This window comes from Limnohabitans sp. 2KL-1, from assembly GCF_003063435.1.
Taxonomy (GTDB): Bacteria; Pseudomonadota; Gammaproteobacteria; order Burkholderiales; family Burkholderiaceae_C; genus Limnohabitans_A.
Genome location: NZ_NESL01000001.1, coordinates 22,226 through 43,237, shown reverse-complemented (window position 1 = coordinate 43,237; position 21,012 = coordinate 22,226). Strand labels below are relative to the sequence as shown.

The window sequence follows — 21,012 nt, the reverse complement described above, 5'->3', positions numbered from 1 at the left end:
GGGTTATTTTGGAAACACTGGATAAATTTGACTGGGCCATATTGAATGAACTGCAAAAAGATGGCCGATTGACCAACGCCGAGTTGGCACAGCGTGTGGGTTTGTCTGCCGCACCCTGTTGGCGGCGGGTTCGTGCCTTGGAAGAGTCAGGGGTGATCAAAGGCTATCGTGCCGAAATCGATCGCCATAAAGTGGGCTTGGACGTGTTCGCATTTGTGCGTTTGGACGCCGAGCGCAACCGAGGCGATGTGACCAGGCAGCTTGAACAGGAGATCCTCAAGATCCCAGAGGTTATTTCTTGTCATTACATCAGCGGCACGGGGACCTTTGAACTGCAGGTGGTCAGCAAGGACCTGAACACATTCAGTCAGTTTGCGCGTGATGTGCTGATCAACCTGCCCAATGTGAAAGACCTGCACACCAGTTTTTCGTTGGGGGAGGTGAAAGCTGTTGGCCCATTGCCGTTGTCGAATTAAGCAGGTCAAATGTATTCATGCTTTGATAAATAATAAAATAGTTAAATTTTGTAATAAATAATGATTGAAAATAAATAAGTGGTATCTTCGCCGCTGTCTTTTGCGCATTCGAACCATGGGGGTTGGGAGGTGAGTCGAAGACCTTGTTTTGAGACGACCTATGTGGCCCAAGCCTGTTCACGCTGTGATGGCCAACGTGAAAAACATACGCCCATGGATTTTTGGTTATTTCCTGATTTTTGTGGCCCCATCTTGGGCTGACTCAGTCCCATGGGTTGGATGGAGTCCGCATCACACCTTGACTTTCGCGCAAGAAGTGCAAATGGCCGTCAGAGCCAATGATGTGGGTCAGCTGTCCTCGCTAACCTCATTTCCGTTACAAGTCAATTTATCCAGTGGCCGTTCAATACGGATGACGCGGTCTCATTTTTATCGTTATTTTTCCCAAGTTTTTACGCCTCAAGTGAGAACAGCGGTGGAAAAACAAAATCTCAATACCGTTTTGGAAACTCAACAAGGTGCCATGTACAGCGTTGGTGATGTCTGGTTCAGCAGCGTTTGTGTCGATAAATCCTGTTCACACCGCGCCCTCAAAATCATGATGGTGAATGTTTTTTGAGACCTTTTAATGGAACCCCGCAGATTCGGGGTTTCGTAGATCAATATGCGGCTGCAAACAGCCTGCCTGTAAAATGAGCATCTTTTGTTTGCCCCGTCGGGCAGGCCCTGGCATTGGTTTATGCCTTGGATGTTCTTGTGCCGCTGGCACGTCCCAACTGGCAGACTTTTCATGCTTTACCCTCAAGAATTCGATGTGATCGTGGTCGGTGGCGGCCATGCCGGAACCGAAGCTGCGCTGGCTGCTGCACGCATGGGCTGCAAAACGCTCTTGCTCAGCCACAACATCGAGACGCTGGGGCAGATGAGCTGCAACCCCAGCATCGGTGGCATTGGCAAGGGCCATCTGGTCAAAGAGGTGGACGCCTTGGGCGGTGCCATGGCGCTGGCCACCGACGAAGGCGGTATCCAGTTCCGCATCTTGAACAGCTCCAAGGGGCCGGCCGTGCGTGCTACCCGTGCCCAGGCCGACCGTATTCTTTACAAGGCCGCGATCCGTCGTATGCTGGAAAACCAGCCCAACCTCTGGCTGTTCCAGCAGGCCGTCGATGATTTGATGGTCGAAGGCGACCGGGTCGTGGGTGCCGTGACGCAGGTGGGTATCCGTTTCCGTTCGCGCACTGTGGTGCTGACGGCCGGCACTTTTCTGGACGGCAAGATCCATGTGGGGCTGCAAAACTATGCAGCGGGCAGGGCTGGCGATCCGCCTGCGGTCAGCCTGTCGGCGCGATTGAAAGAACTGAAGCTGCCGCAAGGGCGTCTGAAAACCGGCACGCCGCCGCGCCTGGACGGCCGCACCATCGACTTCAGCCTGTGCACTGAACAGCCCGGCGATGGCATGCCCGGCGGCATGAACCCCGAGGGTGGCGTGCCGGTGTTCAGCTTCATGGGCCGTGCCGACATGCACCCCCAGCAAGTGCCGTGCTGGATCACCCACACCAACGAACGCACGCACGAGATCATCCGCTCCGGCTTTGACCGCAGTCCCATGTTCACCGGCAAGATCGAGGGCGTGGGCCCGCGCTATTGCCCGAGCGTGGAAGACAAGATCAACCGCTTTGCCGACAAGGACAGCCACCAGATTTTTCTGGAGCCCGAAGGCTTGACGACGAACGAGTATTACCCCAACGGCATCTCGACCAGTTTGCCGTTTGACATCCAGTACGACCTAGTGCGCTCGATGAAGGGTCTGGAAAATTGCCACATCCTGCGCCCCGGCTACGCCATCGAATACGACTACTTTGACCCGCGGGCGTTGAAAAACAGCTTTGAAACCAAGCAGATCAATGGCTTGTTTTTTGCCGGTCAGATCAACGGCACCACCGGTTACGAAGAAGCCGCCGCTCAGGGCTTGTTTGCCGGCATCAATGCCGCGCTGCAATGCCGTGGCGAAGCGGCCTGGACACCCGCACGCGATCAGGCGTATCTGGGCGTGCTGGTGGACGACCTGGTCACGCAAGGAGTGACCGAGCCTTACCGCATGTTCACCAGCCGGGCCGAGTTCCGCTTGCAACTGCGCGAAGACAATGCAGATGCCCGCCTGACCGAAGCGGGGCGGCAGATGGGGCTGGTGGATGACGCCCGTTGGGATGCGTTCAGCCGAAAACGCGATGCTGTTTCACGTGAAACAGAACGCCTGAAGTCTGTTTGGGTGAACCCACGCAACCTGCCGGCTGCAGAATCTGAACGGGTTCTGGGCAAGGCGATTGAGCACGAACACAACCTCTTTGATTTGCTGCGCAGACCGAATGTGTCTTACCAAGCTCTGATGTCTTTGGACGAAGGGCGCATGGCCAGCGCCGATGTTTCACGTGAAACCTTGGGTGAGTTGAGCGCCACGGTCATTGAGCAAGTCGAGATTGCTGCCAAGTATTCCGGCTACATCGACCGCCAAAAGGGCGAGGTGGAACGGGCAGCTTTTTACGAACACCTGCGATTGCCCGAGAGTCTGGATTACATGCAGGTCTCGGCCTTGTCGATCGAAGCCCGCCAGAAACTGGCCAAACACCGGCCCGAAACCCTGGGCCAGGCCTCGCGCATCTCGGGCATCACCCCGGCTAGCGTGTCGCTGTTGTTGATTCACCTGAAAAAGGGTGGCTTCAAAGGTTTCATGCACTCGGCCGTTGAAGGACAGCCTGCATGAGCATGAACCTCGCGGAGGGCCTGAGTGCTGGAGTGCAGGCGCTGGGTTTGAACTTGTCGGCTGAACAGCAGCAACGCTTGCTGGATTATCTGGGGCTGATCCAGAAATGGACCCGGGTGTACAACCTGACGGCTGTGCGCGATCCGGCGGAGATGTTGACGCACCATCTGCTGGACAGCCTGACGGCGGTTGGACCCTTGAGCCGTCATACCCAAGGGAAGTCGATTCGTGTGCTCGATGTGGGTTCAGGTGGGGGCTTGCCCGGCGTGGTCTTGGCCATCTGTATGCCTGAACTGAATGTGACCTGCGTGGACACCGTGGCTAAAAAAGCCGCATTTGTGCAACAGGTGGCGGTCAGCTTGAAATTGCCCAATTTGCGCGGGCTGCATGCGCGGGTGGAGTCTTTGACCGATCCTTACCAAGTGATCTGCTCCCGGGCGTTTGCTTCTTTGCCTGACTTTGTGACCTGGTCACGCTCCGCGCTGGCTGACGGTGGCGTGTGGATGGCCATGAAGGGCAAACATCCGCAAGATGAAATCGATGCTTTGCCTGGCAATGTGCAAATGTTTCACGTGGAACCATTGATGGTGCCAGGCCTGGATGTAGAGCGTTGCTTGGTCTGGATGAAGCCTGAGACGACGGCTCAACTCTGATTTCTCGTGTTTGTTTTTTGACGAGGATGCTCCTGCGTGGGTTCACGCGTAACGGACGTTGAACCGCAGGCTCAGCGCCGATACAACATCCTTCGCTTTGATCGCTTTGATCGGCGCAATGGGGTGTTTCACGTGAAACACGACGCTTTGTTCTGCGCTGGCTGTGCAGGCATCACTTACACTCAGCCCATTCTCTTTTAAAGAAAAAGTATGTTCGGCATCTCTGACTATGGCGCGTTTGTGGCCGCGATCGTGTTGTTTTTGGCCATTCCTGGCCCCGGCAACCTGGCCCTGATCACCTCCACCAGCAAGGGTGGGTTGGCAGGGGGCTTGATGGCCACCTTGGGCGTGATTCTTGGCGATCAGGTGCTCATGTGGTTGGCCGTGGCCGGTGTGGCCGCCGTGCTGGCCACTTACCCCACTGCGTTTGCTGCCATCCAGTGGTCGGGCGCTGTTTACCTGGCTTGGCTGGGCTGGAAGATGTTGTCTGCCAAACCGGGCGACGCGCCTGTGATGAACATTCGTCCTCGTCAATACTTGCAACAAGCCTTGACCATCACGCTCTTGAATCCCAAAGCGATTGTTTTTTACATGGCGTTCTTCCCCTTGTTTGTGGACCCCAAAACCCATTTGGGTTTGATCAGTTTTGGTGCCATGGCCGCGACCATCGCCGGGTTGACCTTTCTTTATGGCGCGGCCATGACTTTGCTCACCTATTACCTGGCCGAGCGCATGCGAGCGAACCCGTTGATCGGGCGCGTGCTGGAAAAGTTGGCGGGTATTTTTCTTGTGGGTTTTGGCATCAAGTTGGCCATTTCCAAATAACCTGAGCGGACTTTTATGGCCAAGATTTTCTGCATTGCCAACCAAAAGGGTGGCGTCGGCAAAACCACCACCACCGTGAATTTGGCCGCTGGCTTGGCCAAAGTCGGTCAGCGGGTGTTGCTGGTTGATCTTGACCCGCAAGGCAACGCCACTATGGGTTCGGGCATCGACAAGCGAGCTGTCGCGCTGAGTGTTTACGATGTGCTGCTGGAGTCGGCGTCGGTCGCCGAGGCGGTGGTCAAGGCTGACAAGTGCGGCTACGACGTGCTGAGCGCCAACCGTGAACTGGCCGGTGCCGAGGTGGAATTGGTGCAGTTGGAGCACCGCGATCAGCGTCTGAAGAACGCGTTGCTGGCAGCGGATGCCGATTACGATTTCGTGCTGATCGATTGCCCGCCATCCCTGTCCATGCTCACGCTCAATGGTTTGTGCTCAGCCCATGGCGTGATCGTGCCCATGCAGTGCGAATACTTTGCTCTGGAAGGGCTGACCGATCTGGTCAACACCATCAAGCAGGTGCACGCGAACCTGAACAAGGACCTGAAGATCATTGGCTTGCTGCGCGTCATGTTCGATCCGCGCATCACTTTGCAGGTGCAGGTCAGCGACCAACTCAAGGCCCACTTTGGCGACAAGGTGTTTGACACCGTGATCCCGCGCAATGTGCGTTTGGCAGAAGCGCCCAGCTACGGCTTGCCTGGTGTGGTGTTTGATCCGTCGGCCAAGGGCAGTCAGGCCTATGTAGAGTTTGCCCACGAGATGGTCAAACGTGCGCCCGGCCTGTGAGGGCGGCATGAAAAACGTGACGGTCTTGATCTTGCCGGGTTGGCAGGGCAGTGGGCCAGAGCACTGGCAAATGCATTGGGTCCGCCGCTTTGGGGACACTTTGGTCGAACAAAACGACTGGATGCGTCCACGTCGTGGCGATTGGTTGGCACGGCTCGACGAAGTTGTGATTGACGCACCTGGCTCTGTGTTGTTGGTGGCGCACAGCCTGGGCTGTATTCAGGTGGCGGCATGGGCCGCATTTTCGAGGCACACCGCTCGGGTGCAGGGGGCATTGTTGGTGGCGCCCGGGGATGTTGAATCTCATGATATGAAAAACAAATTGTCTGGTTGGTCCCCCATCGTGCGGCAGCCCTTGCCGTTCGCCAGCATCTTGGTGGGCAGCCAGAATGATCCTTATTGCTCCGTTGAACGAGCGCAGCAAATGGCCAATGACTGGCGTGCCAGCTGGGTAGACCTGGGGCATGCCGGGCACATCAACGCTGATTCGGCGTTGGGCGATTGGCCGCAAGGCCGTGCGTTGTTGCAAACCTTTTTGAAAGATTGACCATGGTCACGAAGAAACCCAAGGGTCTGGGCCGAGGGCTGGAAGCCTTGTTGGGCCCCAAAGTGCAAGAAGCGCCCGATACCGCGTCATATGCCGAGAGTGGCTTGCCCAGTCAGCTCAAGCTCGATCAGATGGTGGCGGGCATGTACCAGCCGCGCACGCGCATGGACGAGGGGGCGTTGTACGAGCTGGCCGAGTCGATCAAGGCGCAGGGCATCATGCAGCCGATTTTGGTGCGACAGCTGAGCGACGGAGAGAACGCGGGCAAATACGAAATCATTGCGGGGGAGAGGCGATTTCGGGCGAGCAAACTGGCGGGACTGGAGAGCGTGCCGGTGCTGGTGCGCGATGTGCCCAACGAGGCAGCGGCGGCGATGGCGCTGATCGAGAACATCCAGCGCGAAGACCTCAACCCGCTGGAGGAGGCGCAGGGCTTGCAGCGGCTGATCCGCGAGTTTGGGCTGACGCACGAAGAGGCGGCGCAGGCGGTGGGGCGCTCACGCAGTGCGGGCAGCAACTTGCTGCGCTTGCTGAACCTGGCAGAGCCGGTGCAGACGATGCTGATGGCGGGGGATCTGGACATGGGGCATGCAAGGGCGTTGTTGTCGCTGGACAAGGCGGCGCAGATCACGGCGGGCAATCAGATCGCGGCCAAGAAGATGTCGGTGCGAGAGGCGGAAAGCCTGGTCAAGAGGCTGGGGGCGGAGTTCAACCTGGTGGTGCAAAAGCCCAAGAAGGAAAAGAGCAGAGATGTGAGGCGGGTGGAGGAGGAGTTGTCGGACTTGCTGATGGCGCAGGTGGAGGTGAGGGTGAAAAAGAGGGTCAAGCGCCAAGGCAAGATGGAAGAGATGGGGGAGTTGAGCATTAAGTTTGGATCGCTGGATGAGCTCAATGGCTTGATCGAAAAATTACGCGGCTGAAGCACGCAATGCGGCGAATCAAAAAGTTGTTGCCCGCGTTCTGGACGGCCGTATTTCGTCCGGATGGATTTTTGCGCCAGGAAATGCTCACCATCTATTTGATGTTGGTGAGTTTCAGCACTTTGTTTGGCTTTTTCTTCACACCCGTTCTTTGGGTGTCTTGGGCCAATTTGACCGTCTCGGTCCTGGCCGCATGCTTGCTTTTTTGGGTTCGAGTGCGGGCATTGTTTGCAACCATCGTCCACACGGTCATGGCGCTGTTGGTGCTGTTGACGGTGTTCACGGCCAGCCAAACAGGGGGCATCCATTCCACATCGGTGGTTTGGCTCAGCGTTCTGTCTGTGGCGGTTTTGCTGTTGTTGGGCCGGGCGGCGACACTGGTCTGGATAGGCCTCATGTTGTTTTCAATCCTGGTGCTCACCGGGATGACCTGGATGGGATGGGTGGGCAGCCATGCCCCGGTGTCTTCGTCTGTTGCGAATTGGGCTTGGCTGAACCATTTGTTGGCGCTGTTGAATCTGATGATGGGGGTGCGCATCTATGAGCATTTGCAGCAGGTGCAGCTGCGCAAGCTCAACCAGCGCAATGACGACATTTTGGCCACCCACCAAGCCTTGATTCTGGCGCAAGCCCACAAGGATGAATTTGTGGCCGCTGTAGGGCATGAGTTGCGCACGCCGATGAATGCCATTTTGGGCTTCAACGGCGTGCTGCGCCGTGAATTGGCCGATGACCCCGAGCAGTTGGCCGTGGTCGGACACATCCGGCGGTCCACCGAACATTTGCTTCAGGTGGTCAACGACATTCTGGATTTTTCGCAATTGCAAGCAGGGCAGTTGAGGCTCAATCCTCAAGACTATGTGCTGCAAGGGCTGGTTGACGAGCTGGAAAAAAGGTACAGCGAAAAAGCCCTCAGCAAAGGCGTGGCCCTGCGCATGAGCTGCGATCGGGCTTTGCCGATGCGCCTGCATGGTGACCGAGGCAGGCTCAGTCAGATCTTGAACAACCTCGTGGACAACGCCATCAAGTTCACTTCGCAGGGGCTTGTGCAGGTGCGGATGCTGCGCCAAGGTGATGCCTTGCGCGTGGAGGTGCAAGACTCCGGTCGAGGCATTGCACCCGAGCGGCAGCAGCACATTTTTCGACGCTTTGAACATGCGGACGTGCAGACCAACCGCGCTTATGGCGGCACAGGCCTGGGGCTGACCTTGTGCGAAAAACTGGTCTTGCTGCATGGTGGACAAATCGGTGTGCAAAGCCAGCCCGGTCAAGGGGCCATGTTCTGGCTGGAGATTCCGTTGGCCGCAGCCCAGGATCAGACCGCCGAAGCCCACGTTCCCGATGACGGCCTGGTGGCCGAGGCGCTCAAGATGCTGGTGGTCGATGACAACACGGTGAACTTGATGGTGGCGCAGTTGCAATTGCAAAAATGCTGGCCCAAAGCCGAAATCACCACGGTGGACAGTGCTGCCAAGGCCTTGAATTTGCTGGACAAACAAGCGTTCGATGTCGCCTTGGTGGACATGATCATGCCGGACATGGATGGCATGCAATTGACCCAAAAAATCCGGGCGCAATTTCCTGACAAAGCAGCGAAGATGCCGATCCTGGCGTTGACCGCCAACACCAACCCGGTGGACCGGGACAAGTGTCTGGCCGCTGGCATGAGCGAAGTGCTGCACAAACCCATGGACACCTTGGTGTTGGTGCGCACCGTGGGACAACAGGTGCGATGGGCCAGGCAGGAGCGCCGATGACGATGACTTGGATAGACCCATTGAAGGCGCGCATCATCGCGGGCCTGCCAGAGCGTTTTCGCCACGGCAAGATGCCTTACGCCTTCTTTTTTGTGTTGATCATGTCGGGGGTGTTGCTGACCTACGCTGTGATCAGTCCGTACCCGAACTCCTCGGTCATTTTCACGGTGTATGCGGTCTTTTTGCTGGCCTTGTTGTGGCTGGTTCACCGGGGTTTACCGATTCATGTGGCCATCCATTTGGGCACCGCCATGGGTGCGCTGATGCTGTTTTATGGCGTTTGGGTCACCGGCGGCGTTTATTCGCCGCGACTGGCCTGGATGCTGTTACTGCCGTTGACGCCTTTTTATGTCATCAACCGCCGCGCCGGTACATTTTGGATGCTGGTGGTGGTGGTGTTGCAGCTGGTCATGGCCATTCTGACCCACGGTGGCTGGTTGCCTGCATTTGAGACCGGCAAAGCGCACGTTTTTTCCTCTTACCTGACCTACACCCTCGTGACGGTGGCCTTGATCGTGGTGCCTTTGATGTACGACGACTTGTACCGTCAAGCGCTGGAGAAAAGCCGCAGCCACCAACGCGAGCTGGAGGCCCGGCGCGAAGAACTGGAACATGCGTCCGAGATGCGCGAACACTTCATCGCTTCGGTCAGCCATGAACTGCGCACCCCTATGAACGCAATTTTGGGCTTCAATGCCCTGTTGTTGGCTCGGCTGGGTGACAAGCCCGAGGCACGCAAAGTGCTGAACCACACACGCCAATCGGCCGATCATCTGATGACGGTGATCAACGACATCCTCGATTACTCGCAATTGCAGGCGGGCCATCTGGTGATCCAGCCAGAGACCTTCGAGCTGCGCAAAACCGTGCAGCACGCATTCGAGCTTTTTTTGCCGCGCGTCAAGAGCATGGACTTGGCTTACCGCATCGAGTTGGACGAGGGTCTGCCGCAATGGGTGCACACCGATCGCCATCGCTTGATGCAAGTGCTGGTGAACCTGCTGGGCAATGCGCTCAAGTTCACGCACCAGGGGCAGGTGCTTTTGCGCGTGCAGTGGGAAAACCCGGGCGTGTTGTTTTCGGTGCAAGACACTGGCATCGGCATTGCCCAGGACAGGCAGGCGCAAATTTTCAACCGGTTCATCCAGGCCAATGGCGATATCCAGGCACTGTATGGCGGCAATGGTCTGGGTTTGGCCATTTCACGCACCTTGGTTCATTTGTTGGGTGGTGACATTGATTTTGAAAGTGAAAAAGGCCGGGGCTCGCACTTTTGGTTTCGATTGCCGCTGGACGCATGCGCGGCCCCCGAGCAAAAGAAAGATACAAAGAACAGGGAAGTCCAGACAGCGCAAATGCCTTGGCGTTTCCTGATCGCCGATGACCATCCCGTCAACCGTTTGTTGGCACGCCAGGTGCTGAAAAACGCTTGGCCACACAGCCACATTGTGGACGCGACCAACGGCCAGCATGCGGTGAACTTGTTGCAGCAAGAGGTGTTTGACCTGGTGCTGATGGACATGGTCATGCCCGAGATGGACGGCATTGAGGCCACCCAAGTCATTCGTACCCAGCTGCCATTGCCCGCGAGAGACGTGGTTATTCTGGGCCTGACGGCCAACGTCAACCCGGTTGACCTGGAGGCTTTCAGGAAAGAGGGGCTGGACGACGTGATGCTCAAGCCTTTTGATCCGGACCAGATGTGCGCCAAAGTTGAACATTGGCTGCTGTACCGAGAATGAGGTGCCTTCTTTGGCGGCCATGCCCGGCAATGCCCTGGGCCATTGCGCGTTTTCCGGTGGTTGCCGGTGCGCGTGCAGGAATCGTATTGAGCGATGTGTCAGCCCAACCAAGGCCACATCATTCCTATTTGAAAGATTGACCATGGTCACGAAGAAACCCAAGGGTCTGGGCCGAGGGCTGGAAGCCTTGTTGGGCCCCAAAGTGCAAGAAGCGCCCGATACCGCGTCATATGCCGAGAGTGGCTTGCCCAGTCAGCTCAAGCTCGATCAGATGGTGGCGGGCATGTACCAGCCGCGCACGCGCATGGACGAGGGGGCGTTGTACGAGCTGGCCGAGTCGATCAAGGCGCAGGGCATCATGCAGCCGATTTTGGTGCGACAGCTGAGCGACGGAGAGAACGCGGGCAAATACGAAATCATTGCGGGGGAGAGGCGATTTCGGGCGAGCAAACTGGCGGGACTGGAAAGCGTGCCGGTGCTGGTGCGCGATGTGCCCAACGAGGCAGCGGCGGCGATGGCGCTGATCGAGAACATCCAGCGCGAAGACCTCAACCCGCTGGAGGAGGCGCAGGGCTTGCAGCGGCTGATCCGCGAGTTTGGGCTGACGCACGAAGAGGCGGCGCAGGCGGTGGGGCGCTCACGCAGTGCGGGCAGCAACTTGCTGCGCTTGCTGAACCTGGCAGAGCCGGTGCAGACGATGCTGATGGCGGGGGATCTGGACATGGGGCATGCAAGGGCGTTGTTGTCGCTGGACAAGGCGGCGCAGATCACGGCGGGCAATCAAATCGCGGCCAAGAAGATGTCGGTGCGAGAGGCGGAAAGCCTGGTCAAGAGGCTGGGGGCGGAGTTCAACCTGGTGGTGCAAAAGCCCAAGAAGGAAAAGAGCAGAGATGTGAGGCGGGTGGAGGAGGAGTTGTCGGACTTGCTGATGGCGCAGGTGGAGGTGAGGGTGAAAAAGAGGGTCAAGCGCCAAGGCAAGATGGAAGAGATGGGGGAGTTGAGCATTCAGTTTGGATCGCTGGATGAGCTCAATGGCTTGATCGAAAAATTACGTGCTTGATATGGGCAACAAGCATATGTTGAATCAAACGTCTTCACGGCTGGCGCAATGGATCGCCAAAACCGAAACGTGGCCCTGGATGAATGGCATGAATGCAGAGACCACGCTGGAGAGGCGGCGCTGGTTTCTCAAAACCAGCATGCTGGTGCAGGTCTTGTTGTCGGTGATTTTTTTCTTCCTGGAACAAACAGAATACGACCACAGAATTCATTTGGCCGGTTGTCTCGGTTACATCTTGCTGTGGCTGTTTTTGCAACAAGGCGGCTCACACAGGGGGGCCGCTCATTGGGGCTTTGCCGTGGCTTTGGCGCACATTGTGGCGATGTCGGCCACGGCAGGCGGCATCAATGCCACAGCCATGGTCTGGATCACCGTGGTGACGCTGCCCTCCATCATGTTGCTCAGTCGCCGGGACGCCTTGATGTGGGCCATCATCGCGGTAGCGGTCAATCTGTTCATGTACGAAATGACCCGACGTGGTGTGTTTGACAGCTACAAGATCATGGACAAGGATCTTGTGGTCTGGACACTTTTCAATAAAGCGGCGGTCGTGTGCGTGGCATTGGGGGTGGTCTACATGGCCGACTACATGCACCGACAACAAACCATGGGCTTGGACCACAGCAATCAGGCATTGGAAAAGACACACCAGGCCTTGATGCAAGCACAAGCACACAAAGAAGAATTCATCGCTTCGGTGGGCCACGAGTTGCGCACGCCGATGAACGCCATATTGGGGCTCAACGGCATTTTGCGAACAGAATTGTCCGGCTCGAAAGAGGATGTGGCCGTGGTTGATCTGATCCGTCGTTCTACAGAGCAATTGCTGCAAGTGGTCAATGACATCCTGGACTTTTCGCAATTGCAAGCAGGCCAGCTGGCCTTGCAAGTGGAGTCATTTGAATTGATCGAAACCGTTCGGGAGGTGGTAGCGATTTATGCCAACAAGGCGGCTGAAAAATCATTGCCGATGCGTCTGGACATTGAAGGGCCCGACCCACTTTGGGTCGATGCCGACAAATCAAGGCTGACGCAAATTTTGAAAAACCTGCTGGACAATGCGGTCAAATTCACCGCCCATGGGCATGTTGAAGTTCGTCTCAAAAGTGTGGGCTCGGCGGTGCGATTCGAGATAGAAGATACAGGAATCGGTATTCCTGCGGACCGCCAGCAGCAAGTGTTCGACCGTTTTGAATTTGCCGACATGCAAACCAACCGTCAATACGGCGGCACAGGCTTGGGCTTGTCAATCTGTGAGCGATTGGTCAGCTTGCAAGGGGGCCAAATCGGGGTCCACAGTGTGCAGGGGCAGGGCACGACCTTCTGGTTCGAGTTGCCGCTGAGCTTGTCACCGCAGGCCAACCCCGTGTTTGATCAGAAACGAATGTCAGATCTTTTGAGCCGTCAGATGAAGGTGTTGCTGGTCGATGACAACGCCGTGAATTTGATGGTGGCTCGCCTGATGCTGAAAAAAATCTTCAAGAATGCAGACATCACCGATGCCCAAGGAGGCGCGCAAGCGCTTGAGCTGATCAAGACCCATGTGTTTGATCTGGTGTTGATGGACATGGTGATGCCCGATGTGGATGGCTTGCAGGCCACACAAACATTGCGGCAAACATACCCCGAACCGTTGTGTGATTTGCCGGTTTTGGGCCTCACGGCCAGTACCAACCCCGCAGACCGAGCGCGTTGTCTGGATGCCGGCATGAACGACGTCATGAGCAAGCCATTGGATGAACGGCAGATGGTTGTCCAAATTTCCAAGATCTTGAACCAGCACCGCAAGGACCTGGCATGAACCAACAACTGAACCGATCCGGACAGCTGGATGACATGGTCATGAAGTGGGCGATGCACATGCCCCTGCGATTCAGGCAAGGGCGGATGCCTTATGTTTTCATCATGGGATTGTTGTTGATTGCCACGATGGTCTTTGTGTCCTTTGTCACGCCTTATTCCAACGGTGTACCCGTGCCCATGGGGTTCGCCACGGTGATGATGATTTTGCTGGTGGCTTACAGCTGGGGTATGCCCTTGCATTGGGCTGTGCACATTGGCGTGACAACCGCATTGGTTCAGGTCAGTTATGCCGCGTGGGTGTCAGGGGGCATTTTTTCACCGCGACTGGCGTGGTTCACCGTCATCCCTTTGGTGCCCTTTTATGTGATCGGACGGCATGCTGGCTTGCGCTGGTTGGTGGGCGTACTCGCCGCGATGGTGGCCATGTCTGTGATCACATGGGTCGGTTGGATGCCCCCCGAGCCAACGGTGGGTTTGGCACAAATCAAGTCGTCATTCAGCACCAATACGGTGGCGATGCTGTTGACCATCGCGGTGGTGATTTTGTACGACATCTTGTATCGAAAAGCGTATCGCGAGCGTTTGGAGCGCCGAGCTGAGCTGGAACAAAAGCGGGAGGAATTGTTGCGGGCGTCCGCTTTGCGTGAGCAGTTCATTGCCAATGTAAGCCATGAAATGCGCACGCCGATGAATGCCATTTTGGGCTTCAACACCATGCTCATGAATCGGGTGACTGGAGGCTCGACCGGGTACAAAATCCTGAACCACACACGGCAGTCGGCCGAACACTTGATGACCGTCATCAACGACGTGCTGGATTATTCACAGTTGCAAGCGGGCAAGATCAAAATTGAAAATGAAACATTCGCGTTGCACGACACGGTGCATAACGCGTTTGGCCTGTTCAGTCCGCGAGAGCAAAGCATGAGCCTGACCTATCACCTGGACATGGACCCCGACTTGCCGAAATGGGTCAGGTCTGACAAACACAGGTTGATGCAAATCTTGGTGAATCTGTTGGGCAACGCCATCAAATTCACACACCAAGGGCAGGTGCGCTTGTGTGTCGAGAATGTGGCGGGTGGGGTCAAGTTTTCCGTGCGTGACAGCGGCATCGGCATTCCCGAAGAACAGAAGCCGCGCATATTTCAACGCTTTGCACAGGCCGGTGAAGAAATTCAGACCCGCTACGGAGGAACCGGCTTGGGCCTTTCCATCACACGTCGGCTTGTGGAACTGATGGGCGGGCACATTGGATTCGAAAGTACCCTGGGCCAAGGCTCGACATTCTGGTTCACTTTGCCTCTGCAGGCACAAGATGCGCCGCCACAAGCGGCGGTCAACCAAGTGGTCAAGCCCGGGGTGATCAGTGATCAAGCCCTGCGGTTTTTGGTGGCCGATGACCACCCCGTGAACCGGTTGTTGCTCACCAAGGTGCTGCAAAATGCATGGCCCAAGAGCCTGGTGGTGGGCGCTGAAGATGGCCAAAAAGCGATTGAACAGCTCAAAAAGCAAGACTTTGACTTGGTGCTGATGGACATGGTGATGCCGCAGATGGACGGCATCGAGACAACCGCGTTCATTCGAAGCGAACTCGATGGCGCCATGCGGGATGTCCCGGTGCTGGGACTGACCGCCAACGTCAATCCGCAAGACCTGGAACGCTTCAAGGCGGCAGGCCTGAATGATGTCTTGCTTAAACCGTTTGACCCGGTGCAGCTGTGCACCCAGATAGAAGCACTGATCCTGAACCGGCGGTAAGACCCTGGTGTTTCCGCCATTTACATCGAGAAAATTTTCCCCGGGTTCATGATGTTGTGCGGGTCCAGCGCCCGCTTGATGGTGCGCATCATGTCCACTGCGCCTTCGCCGGTTTCGGTGCGCAAGAAGTCCATCTTGTGCAGGCCAATGCCGTGCTCGCCGGTGCAGGTGCCCCCCAAGCGCAGGGCGCGGCTGACCAGTTGCTGATTTAAAGCTTCGGCGGTTTCGCACTCTTGGGGGTTGTTCGGGTCGATCAAATAACCAAAGTGGAAGTTGCCGTCCCCCACATGGCCCACCAAAAAGTAAGGCAGGCCGCTGGCATCGGTTTCGGTGATCGAGTCGAGCAAGCAATCGGCCAGGCGGCTGATGGGCACGCAAGTGTCGGTGCTGATGGCGCGGCAGCCAGGCTTGCTCTGGATGGCCGCAAAGTAGGCGTTGTGCCGTGCGGTCCACAGGCGGGTGCGTTCTTCGGGGGTGACAGCCCATTCAAAGGCGTTGCCGCCAAACTCACTGGCGATTTCTTGCACCGTTTCGGCCTGTTCTTTGACGCCTGCAGGCGAGCCGTGAAACTCCATGAGCAGCATGGGCTCTTCGCGCAGGCCCAGTTTGGCGTAGGCATTGACCATGCGCACGGTGTTGTGGTCGATCAGCTCCACGCGGGCGATCGGTACGCCCAGCTGGATGGTCTGGATCACGGTGTGCACCGCCGCCTCGATGCTGGGGAATGAGCAAATGGCGGCCGAGATGGCTTCGGGCAAGGGATACAGGCGCACGGTGACTTCGGTGATCACACCCAGTGTGCCTTCGCTGCCCACCATCAGGCGCGTCAGGTCGTAACCCGCGCTCGACTTTTTGGCGCGGGTGCCGGTGCGGATGATGTCGCCTGAAGAGGTGACCACTTCCATGGCCAACACGTTTTCGCGCATGGTGCCGTAGCGCACGGCGTTGGTGCCGCTGGCGCGGGTGGCGCTCATGCCGCCGATGGTCGCGTCGGCACCCGGGTCGATCGGGAAGAACAAGCCGGTTGACTTGATCTCTTCATTGAGCTGCTTGCGGGTTACGCCCGGCTGCACCGTCACCGTGAGGTCTTCGGCGTTGATGGCCAGCACCTTGTTCATGCGCATCAAGTCAATGCTGATGCCGCCTTGCACGGCCAGCAAATGGCCTTCGAGCGATGAGCCCACGCCAAACGGAATCACGGGCACTTTGTACTCTGCACACAGCTTCACTGCATCGGACACGTCTTGCGTACATTCGGCAAACACCACGGCGGCGGGCGGCGGCACATGGGTGAAGGCCGACTCGTCGCGGCCATGTTGCTCACGCACCACCAGCGCGGTGGAGCAGTTGCCGCCAAAGCGGGCTTTCAGCGTCGCCAAAAAGGCTTCGGGCACTTCGCGTTGGGCTATTTCGGGGGCCAGGTGGGCGGCGGGGGTGGGGGCGTTCATCGGTGTCTCCAGTGGAGGCGAGCCAGGCCCGCCAAGCATGCGAAAACGCAGTTTACGTCGCAAATCCTGGTCTTGCTGTCCGCTGTCAGACAAGTTGCAGCCAGTTGGCTGACAATCAATGTGCGTTGCACAGGCCGCACGTCTGAGGGCGATGGTGGTGATCCAAGATGATTTGGGCATGGTTCACCCGCGCAACACCCACACGCAGCAACTCACAAAAAAGAGGACATTTTCATGGGCAACCGACTCACACAAATCGCCACCCGCACCGGCGACAACGGCACCACCGGCCTGGGCAACAACCAGCGCGTGTCCAAAAACAGCTTGCGCGTGCATGCGATGGGCGAGGTCGATGAACTCAACTCGCACATTGGCGTGCTGCTGTGTGAAGACATGGCCGCTGACGTGCGCGAGGTGCTGGTGGAGGTGCAACACCAGCTGTTCAATCTGGGCGGCGAGCTGTCGATTCCTGGCTTTGAGCTGCTCAAGGAAGAAGCCGTGGCGGCCCTCGACGCAGCGCTTGAAAAATACAACGCGCAGCTGCCCAAGCTCGAAGAGTTCATTTTGCCCGCCGGTACCCGTGGCGCGTCGCAAGCGCATGTGTGTCGCACCGTGGCCCGCCGCGCCGAACGCGCTTGCGTGGCCCTGGGCAATGAAGAGGCCATCAACGAAACCCCGCGCCAATACCTCAACCGCCTGTCGGACCTGATGTTTGTGCTGGCCCGTGTGCTCAACCGCATGAACGGCGGAGACGATGTGTACTGGAAAAGCCAGCGCATGAACAAAGACCCGGCGGCCTGAAGTGCCTCGAACAGGCTCGTATTCGGTGAGATGCTGAAAGAAGTCATTCAACCCGTGGCCAAGCGCATCGCGCGATGGGGTGTCTTGTGTCTGGTCGCGCTGGGCCATGTCGCCATGGCCGCACCGTCTTCGGTGGTGTTGACCTGCACCGTGGCCTACCTGCCGCAGCGCAGCACCTGGGTGCGCGAGGTGCGCATCGACTGGGACCGAAAAGCCATTCGCCGTTTGCGCATCGACGGTGTGGAGCCTTATGGTTTTTCGCTGGTGCCCCAGGGCGTGATGACGGCGGTGGACAACGAGCGCATCCAGATCGATCTGGTGGGGCGGCAGTGGCAAAGTGATTTTCGGGGGCACGCCACAGGCCAGGGCCGCTGCGAAGTGGTGCCCGGTTGAGCGCCGATATGCCTGTCACCTAGGTGCACATTTCAGGGTTGATGCGCGTGACATGGTTGCATGGCCGCTGCTACGCTGCATCCCATGAACACCGCGACACGACCCACAGACGCTGCCCCCCATCTGCCCCAAATTCGGCTCTACCAAAACTGGCTGCGCGATGAACGTGGCCTGAGCTTTGCCACTTACAACGACCTCTGGCGCTGGTCCGTCACCGAGCTGGACGCGTTTTGGCAAAGCATTTGGGATTACTTCGATTTCCAGTCGCCCACGCCGCACACCGCGGTGCTGGCCGACAACGTCATGCCGGGCGCCAAGTGGTTCCCCGGTGCCCAGACCAATTACGCGCACCAAGTTTTGCGGCATGTGCAGCCCGCGCACGAGGCGGGGTTTTTGGCGGTCATCAGCCACAACGAGAAAGGCCTGCGCCGCGAAATGACCTGGCCTGAACTGCGCCGCCAGGTCGCCGCCATGGCGCTGCACCTGCAGGCCCAAGGCGTGCAGCCGGGGGACAGGGTGGCGGCCTATCTGCCCAACATCCCCGAGGCGATGGTGGCGTTTTTGGCCACCGCCAGCGTGGGCGGTGTGTGGAGCATTTGCGCGCCCGACATGGGCACCCACGCCGTGCTCGACCGCTTCAAGCAGATCGAGCCCAAGGTGCTGATCGCGGTGGACGGCGTGAGCTACGGCGGGCGCGACTTTGACCGCATGGGTGTGGTTCAGGAGCTGCGTGATGCGCTGCCCAGCGTGCAGCACGTCATCGTGCACGACAACCTGGGCACCCTGGATCTGACCAATTGCGATGTGGGGGCCAGCGCGCAAATGTCGGCCATCACCGCGCGTGACGATGCCCAGGTGCAGGCCTTCGAGCCGATGTGGCTGCCGTTTGACCACCCGCTGTGGATCGTTTATTCGAGTGGCACCACCGGCCTGCCCAAGCCCATCGTGCACGGCCACGGCGGCACCGTGATCGTGGCCTTGGCCAACAAGATTTTGCACAACGACATTGGCTGCAGCTACCAGCCCAACAGCTGGGGCGAGCGCTTTCACTGGTACAGCTCCACCGGCTGGGTGATGTGGAATGCGCAAGTCGCAGGCCTGCTCAATGGCGTGACTTGCGTGATCTACGACGGCAACCCCGGCGGCAGCAAAGACAACCCGGACTGGGGCATTTTGTGGCGCATGGCGGCGCATGAAAAAGTCACGTTTTTTGGTGCAGGCGCGGCCTATTTTGCCAATTGCCAAAAAGCCGGTTTGGACATTTCGCGTTGCGGCGATTTGTCGCGGGTGCGTGCTTTGGGCACCACCGGTTCACCCTTGTCGGCCGAAACCCAAAGTTGGGGCACCGCGCAGTTCAAAGCCATCGGCACCGACATTTGGTGGTGCAACATTTCGGGCGGCACCGACTTTGCGGGCGCCTTTGTGGGTGGCCACCGCGAGCTGCCGCAAGAGCCCGGCGTGATGCAGTGCCGCGAACTGGGCTGCGCCGTCGAGGCCTGGAACGAAGCGGGCGAGCCCGTGCTGGGCGAGGTGGGCGAGTTGGTGTGCACCCAGCCCATCCCGTCCATGCCGCTGTACTTTTGGGGCGACCAGAACAATGCCCGTTACCTCGCCAGTTATTTCGAGATGTACCCCGCAGGCCATGGCCGCAAGCCGGGTGGCGGCGACGGCCCGGCCAGCATGGGCGGTGTGTGGCGGCATGGTGACTGGCTGCGCATCGGCAGCGGGAATTCGGAAACAAAGGGCGAGGGCGAAGGCTGCGTGATCTTTGGCCGCAGCGACGCCACCATCAACCGCTACGGCCTGCGCATGGGCACCAGCGAGCTGTACAGCGCCGTTGAAGCCTTGCCCGAAGTCATGGACTCAATGGTGGTGGACCTGGAGTACCTGGGCAAAGAAAGCTACATGCCGCTCTTTGTGGTGCTGCGCCCGGGCACGGTGTTGGACGACGCGCTCAAAGCCAAGCTCAACAACGCCATCAAGGTGGCGCTCAGCCCGCGTTTCATCCCGAACGAGATCTTTCAGGTGGCCGAGATCCCGCGCACCCTGTCTGGCAAAAAGCAGGAGCTGCCGATCAAGAAACTGATGTTGGGCCAGCCGCTGGAAAAGGTGGTCAACAAAGACGCTATGGCCAATCCGGGGTGTCTGGACTGGTATGTGGCGCTGGCGCAGGCGCGCAGGGTTGCCAATTGAAAATACAAAACAAATTTGAATGTTTTTAATGAATCTGGTGGAATTATTTGGGGTTGTAGCATCTAAAAATATCAAAATTAATTATTTTTGAGGACTATGTTTTTATAATGACCCATTTTGACCAGTGGGTGGTAGTCCTCATGATGAAGCATCTGAAAAAAAGCATGGCCCTTGGCGTTTGCGGCCTTGGATTGGGTTTGATGTCCGGCTGCGGTGGGGGCTCGGCTGACACGCCCCAGGTCACCCCCCCAGCGCCCGTGGTCAAGCTGGCGGGTCTGGACGCGCAGTTGTTGACAGGCAACAAAGCCCGACTGGTCATCAACCCCGGCACCGATACCACCAGCTACTGTGTCCGCACCGATGCCAATACGCCCACCGCAGGGGATAGCTGCTTTGTCAGTCAGACCACGCAAGAAGTGGCCACCACGGGCAGCGCCACCCAAGCCACATCCGTGCGGCTTTGGGCCAAAACCAGTGCTGGCGTGGTGTCGCTGCACAAAGCGTTGAGCTTGCCAGGCAAGACCTGCAGTGCCGAAGCCTACGCCGCATCCACCGCCAGCAGCTTGCCCACCGCTTGCTTGATCACCGACAGCGGTGAATTGGTCATGGCGCTGGAAAACACCCAAGCACCAGGCACCGTGAAGAATTTCCTGCGTTACGTCAACGAAGGTTTTTACAACGGCACCCATGTGCACCGTGTGTCATCCAACTTTGTGGTGCAGGGCGGCGGTTTTGTGTTCAATGGCACGAACTACGTCAAAAAGTCGCCCACTTACGCGAGCATCGCGCTGGAACCTGTGGCCACGACCGGTTTGTCGAACACGCAATACACCGTGGCCATGGCGCGCAGCACTGCGCTCGATTCGGCATCGACCGAGTTTTTCATCAACTTGGTCAACAACACCAGCCTGAACACCACGAACGGTGGCTATGCCGTGTTTGGCCGGGTGATTTTTGGTCAAACCACAACCCTTGCCACGATGGCCAAAGTGGTCGTCAAAAGCAGCACCATTCTTGCGGGTGAAAACAGCCAGCCTGTCACACCTTTGGCCCTGCAATGGGCTTACCAAATCCAATAACCCCCCT

Annotated in this window: 18 protein-coding genes; 17 read left to right on the top strand and 1 reads right to left on the bottom strand. The window is 57.9% G+C overall.

Annotation, left to right across the window (positions count from 1 at the left end):
- The first annotated feature begins 8 nt into the window (after positions 1-8).
- The 13 genes from B9Z47_RS00200 to B9Z47_RS00145 all read left to right on the top strand — a co-directional run bounded on the left by B9Z47_RS00200 (position 9) and on the right by B9Z47_RS00145 (position 15,091).
- On the top strand, positions 9-476 hold the full coding sequence (locus B9Z47_RS00200; RefSeq protein WP_108329265.1) for an Lrp/AsnC family transcriptional regulator: 468 nt from the start codon (positions 9-11) through the stop codon (positions 474-476).
- A gap of 160 nt (positions 477-636) precedes the next feature.
- Positions 637-1,095 (top strand): hypothetical protein, encoded by a 459-nt coding sequence (locus tag B9Z47_RS18325; RefSeq protein WP_146185735.1) that lies wholly within the window; start codon positions 637-639, stop codon positions 1,093-1,095.
- Positions 1,096-1,266: 171 nt separating this feature from the next.
- Positions 1,267-3,237 (top strand): tRNA uridine-5-carboxymethylaminomethyl(34) synthesis enzyme MnmG, encoded by a 1,971-nt coding sequence (gene mnmG, locus B9Z47_RS00195; RefSeq protein WP_108329264.1) that lies wholly within the window; start codon positions 1,267-1,269, stop codon positions 3,235-3,237.
- A complete protein-coding gene (gene rsmG / locus B9Z47_RS00190) occupies positions 3,234-3,890 on the top strand; it encodes a 16S rRNA (guanine(527)-N(7))-methyltransferase RsmG (RefSeq protein ID WP_108329263.1) in 657 nt (218 codons plus the stop codon). The genes mnmG and rsmG overlap by 4 nt, the downstream gene beginning before the upstream one ends.
- 210 nt (positions 3,891-4,100) lie before the next feature.
- A complete protein-coding gene (locus tag B9Z47_RS00185; protein WP_108329262.1) occupies positions 4,101-4,715 on the top strand; it encodes a LysE family translocator in 615 nt (204 codons plus the stop codon).
- A 15-nt stretch (positions 4,716-4,730) separates the two neighbouring features.
- Positions 4,731-5,501 carry a ParA family protein gene (locus tag B9Z47_RS00180; protein WP_108329261.1) on the top strand — a complete coding sequence of 257 codons (771 nt, stop codon included), beginning with the start codon at positions 4,731-4,733 and terminating at the stop codon, positions 5,499-5,501.
- A 7-nt stretch (positions 5,502-5,508) separates the two neighbouring features.
- Positions 5,509-6,048 carry an alpha/beta hydrolase gene (locus B9Z47_RS00175; RefSeq protein ID WP_108329994.1) on the top strand — a complete coding sequence of 180 codons (540 nt, stop codon included), beginning with the start codon at positions 5,509-5,511 and terminating at the stop codon, positions 6,046-6,048.
- Positions 6,049-6,050: 2 nt separating this feature from the next.
- Positions 6,051-6,968, top strand: coding sequence for a ParB/RepB/Spo0J family partition protein (locus tag B9Z47_RS00170; RefSeq protein ID WP_108329260.1), 918 nt, complete (start codon positions 6,051-6,053; stop codon positions 6,966-6,968).
- Between the two features lie 8 nt (positions 6,969-6,976).
- Complete coding sequence (locus B9Z47_RS00165; RefSeq protein WP_108329259.1) at positions 6,977-8,725, top strand: ATP-binding protein; 1,749 nt, start codon at positions 6,977-6,979, stop codon at positions 8,723-8,725.
- Between the two features lie 2 nt (positions 8,726-8,727).
- Positions 8,728-10,467 carry an ATP-binding protein gene (locus tag B9Z47_RS00160; protein WP_158271590.1) on the top strand — a complete coding sequence of 580 codons (1,740 nt, stop codon included), beginning with the start codon at positions 8,728-8,730 and terminating at the stop codon, positions 10,465-10,467.
- A gap of 142 nt (positions 10,468-10,609) precedes the next feature.
- Positions 10,610-11,527 (top strand): ParB/RepB/Spo0J family partition protein, encoded by a 918-nt coding sequence (locus B9Z47_RS00155; protein ID WP_108329257.1) that lies wholly within the window; start codon positions 10,610-10,612, stop codon positions 11,525-11,527.
- An 88-nt stretch (positions 11,528-11,615) separates the two neighbouring features.
- Positions 11,616-13,328, top strand: a complete 1,713-nt coding sequence (locus B9Z47_RS00150; RefSeq protein ID WP_158271589.1) for a hybrid sensor histidine kinase/response regulator — start codon at positions 11,616-11,618, stop codon at positions 13,326-13,328.
- Complete coding sequence (locus tag B9Z47_RS00145; RefSeq protein WP_108329255.1) at positions 13,325-15,091, top strand: ATP-binding protein; 1,767 nt, start codon at positions 13,325-13,327, stop codon at positions 15,089-15,091. Before B9Z47_RS00150 ends, B9Z47_RS00145 begins: the two co-directional genes overlap by 4 nt.
- Positions 15,092-15,111: 20 nt before the next feature.
- Here B9Z47_RS00145 and B9Z47_RS00140 read toward each other — a convergent pair whose 3' ends face one another.
- Complete coding sequence (locus tag B9Z47_RS00140) at positions 15,112-16,539, bottom strand: FAD-binding oxidoreductase (protein WP_108329993.1); 1,428 nt, start codon at positions 16,537-16,539, stop codon at positions 15,112-15,114.
- Positions 16,540-16,773: 234 nt separating this feature from the next.
- On the opposite strand from B9Z47_RS00140, the gene B9Z47_RS00135 reads away from it, so the two are divergent.
- From B9Z47_RS00135 to B9Z47_RS00120, 4 genes are all read left to right on the top strand, one after another.
- A complete protein-coding gene (locus B9Z47_RS00135) occupies positions 16,774-17,340 on the top strand; it encodes a cob(I)yrinic acid a,c-diamide adenosyltransferase (protein ID WP_108329254.1) in 567 nt (188 codons plus the stop codon).
- Between the two features lie 30 nt (positions 17,341-17,370).
- Positions 17,371-17,733: a hypothetical protein gene (locus B9Z47_RS00130; RefSeq protein ID WP_108329253.1), complete on the top strand. Its 363-nt coding sequence runs from the start codon at positions 17,371-17,373 to the stop codon at positions 17,731-17,733.
- Between the two features lie 84 nt (positions 17,734-17,817).
- On the top strand, positions 17,818-19,926 hold the full coding sequence (locus B9Z47_RS00125) for an acetoacetate--CoA ligase (protein ID WP_108329992.1): 2,109 nt from the start codon (positions 17,818-17,820) through the stop codon (positions 19,924-19,926).
- A gap of 164 nt (positions 19,927-20,090) precedes the next feature.
- Entirely contained in the window at positions 20,091-21,005 is a 915-nt protein-coding gene (locus tag B9Z47_RS00120) for a peptidylprolyl isomerase (RefSeq protein ID WP_158271588.1), read from the top strand.
- Positions 21,006-21,012 lie beyond the last annotated feature (7 nt).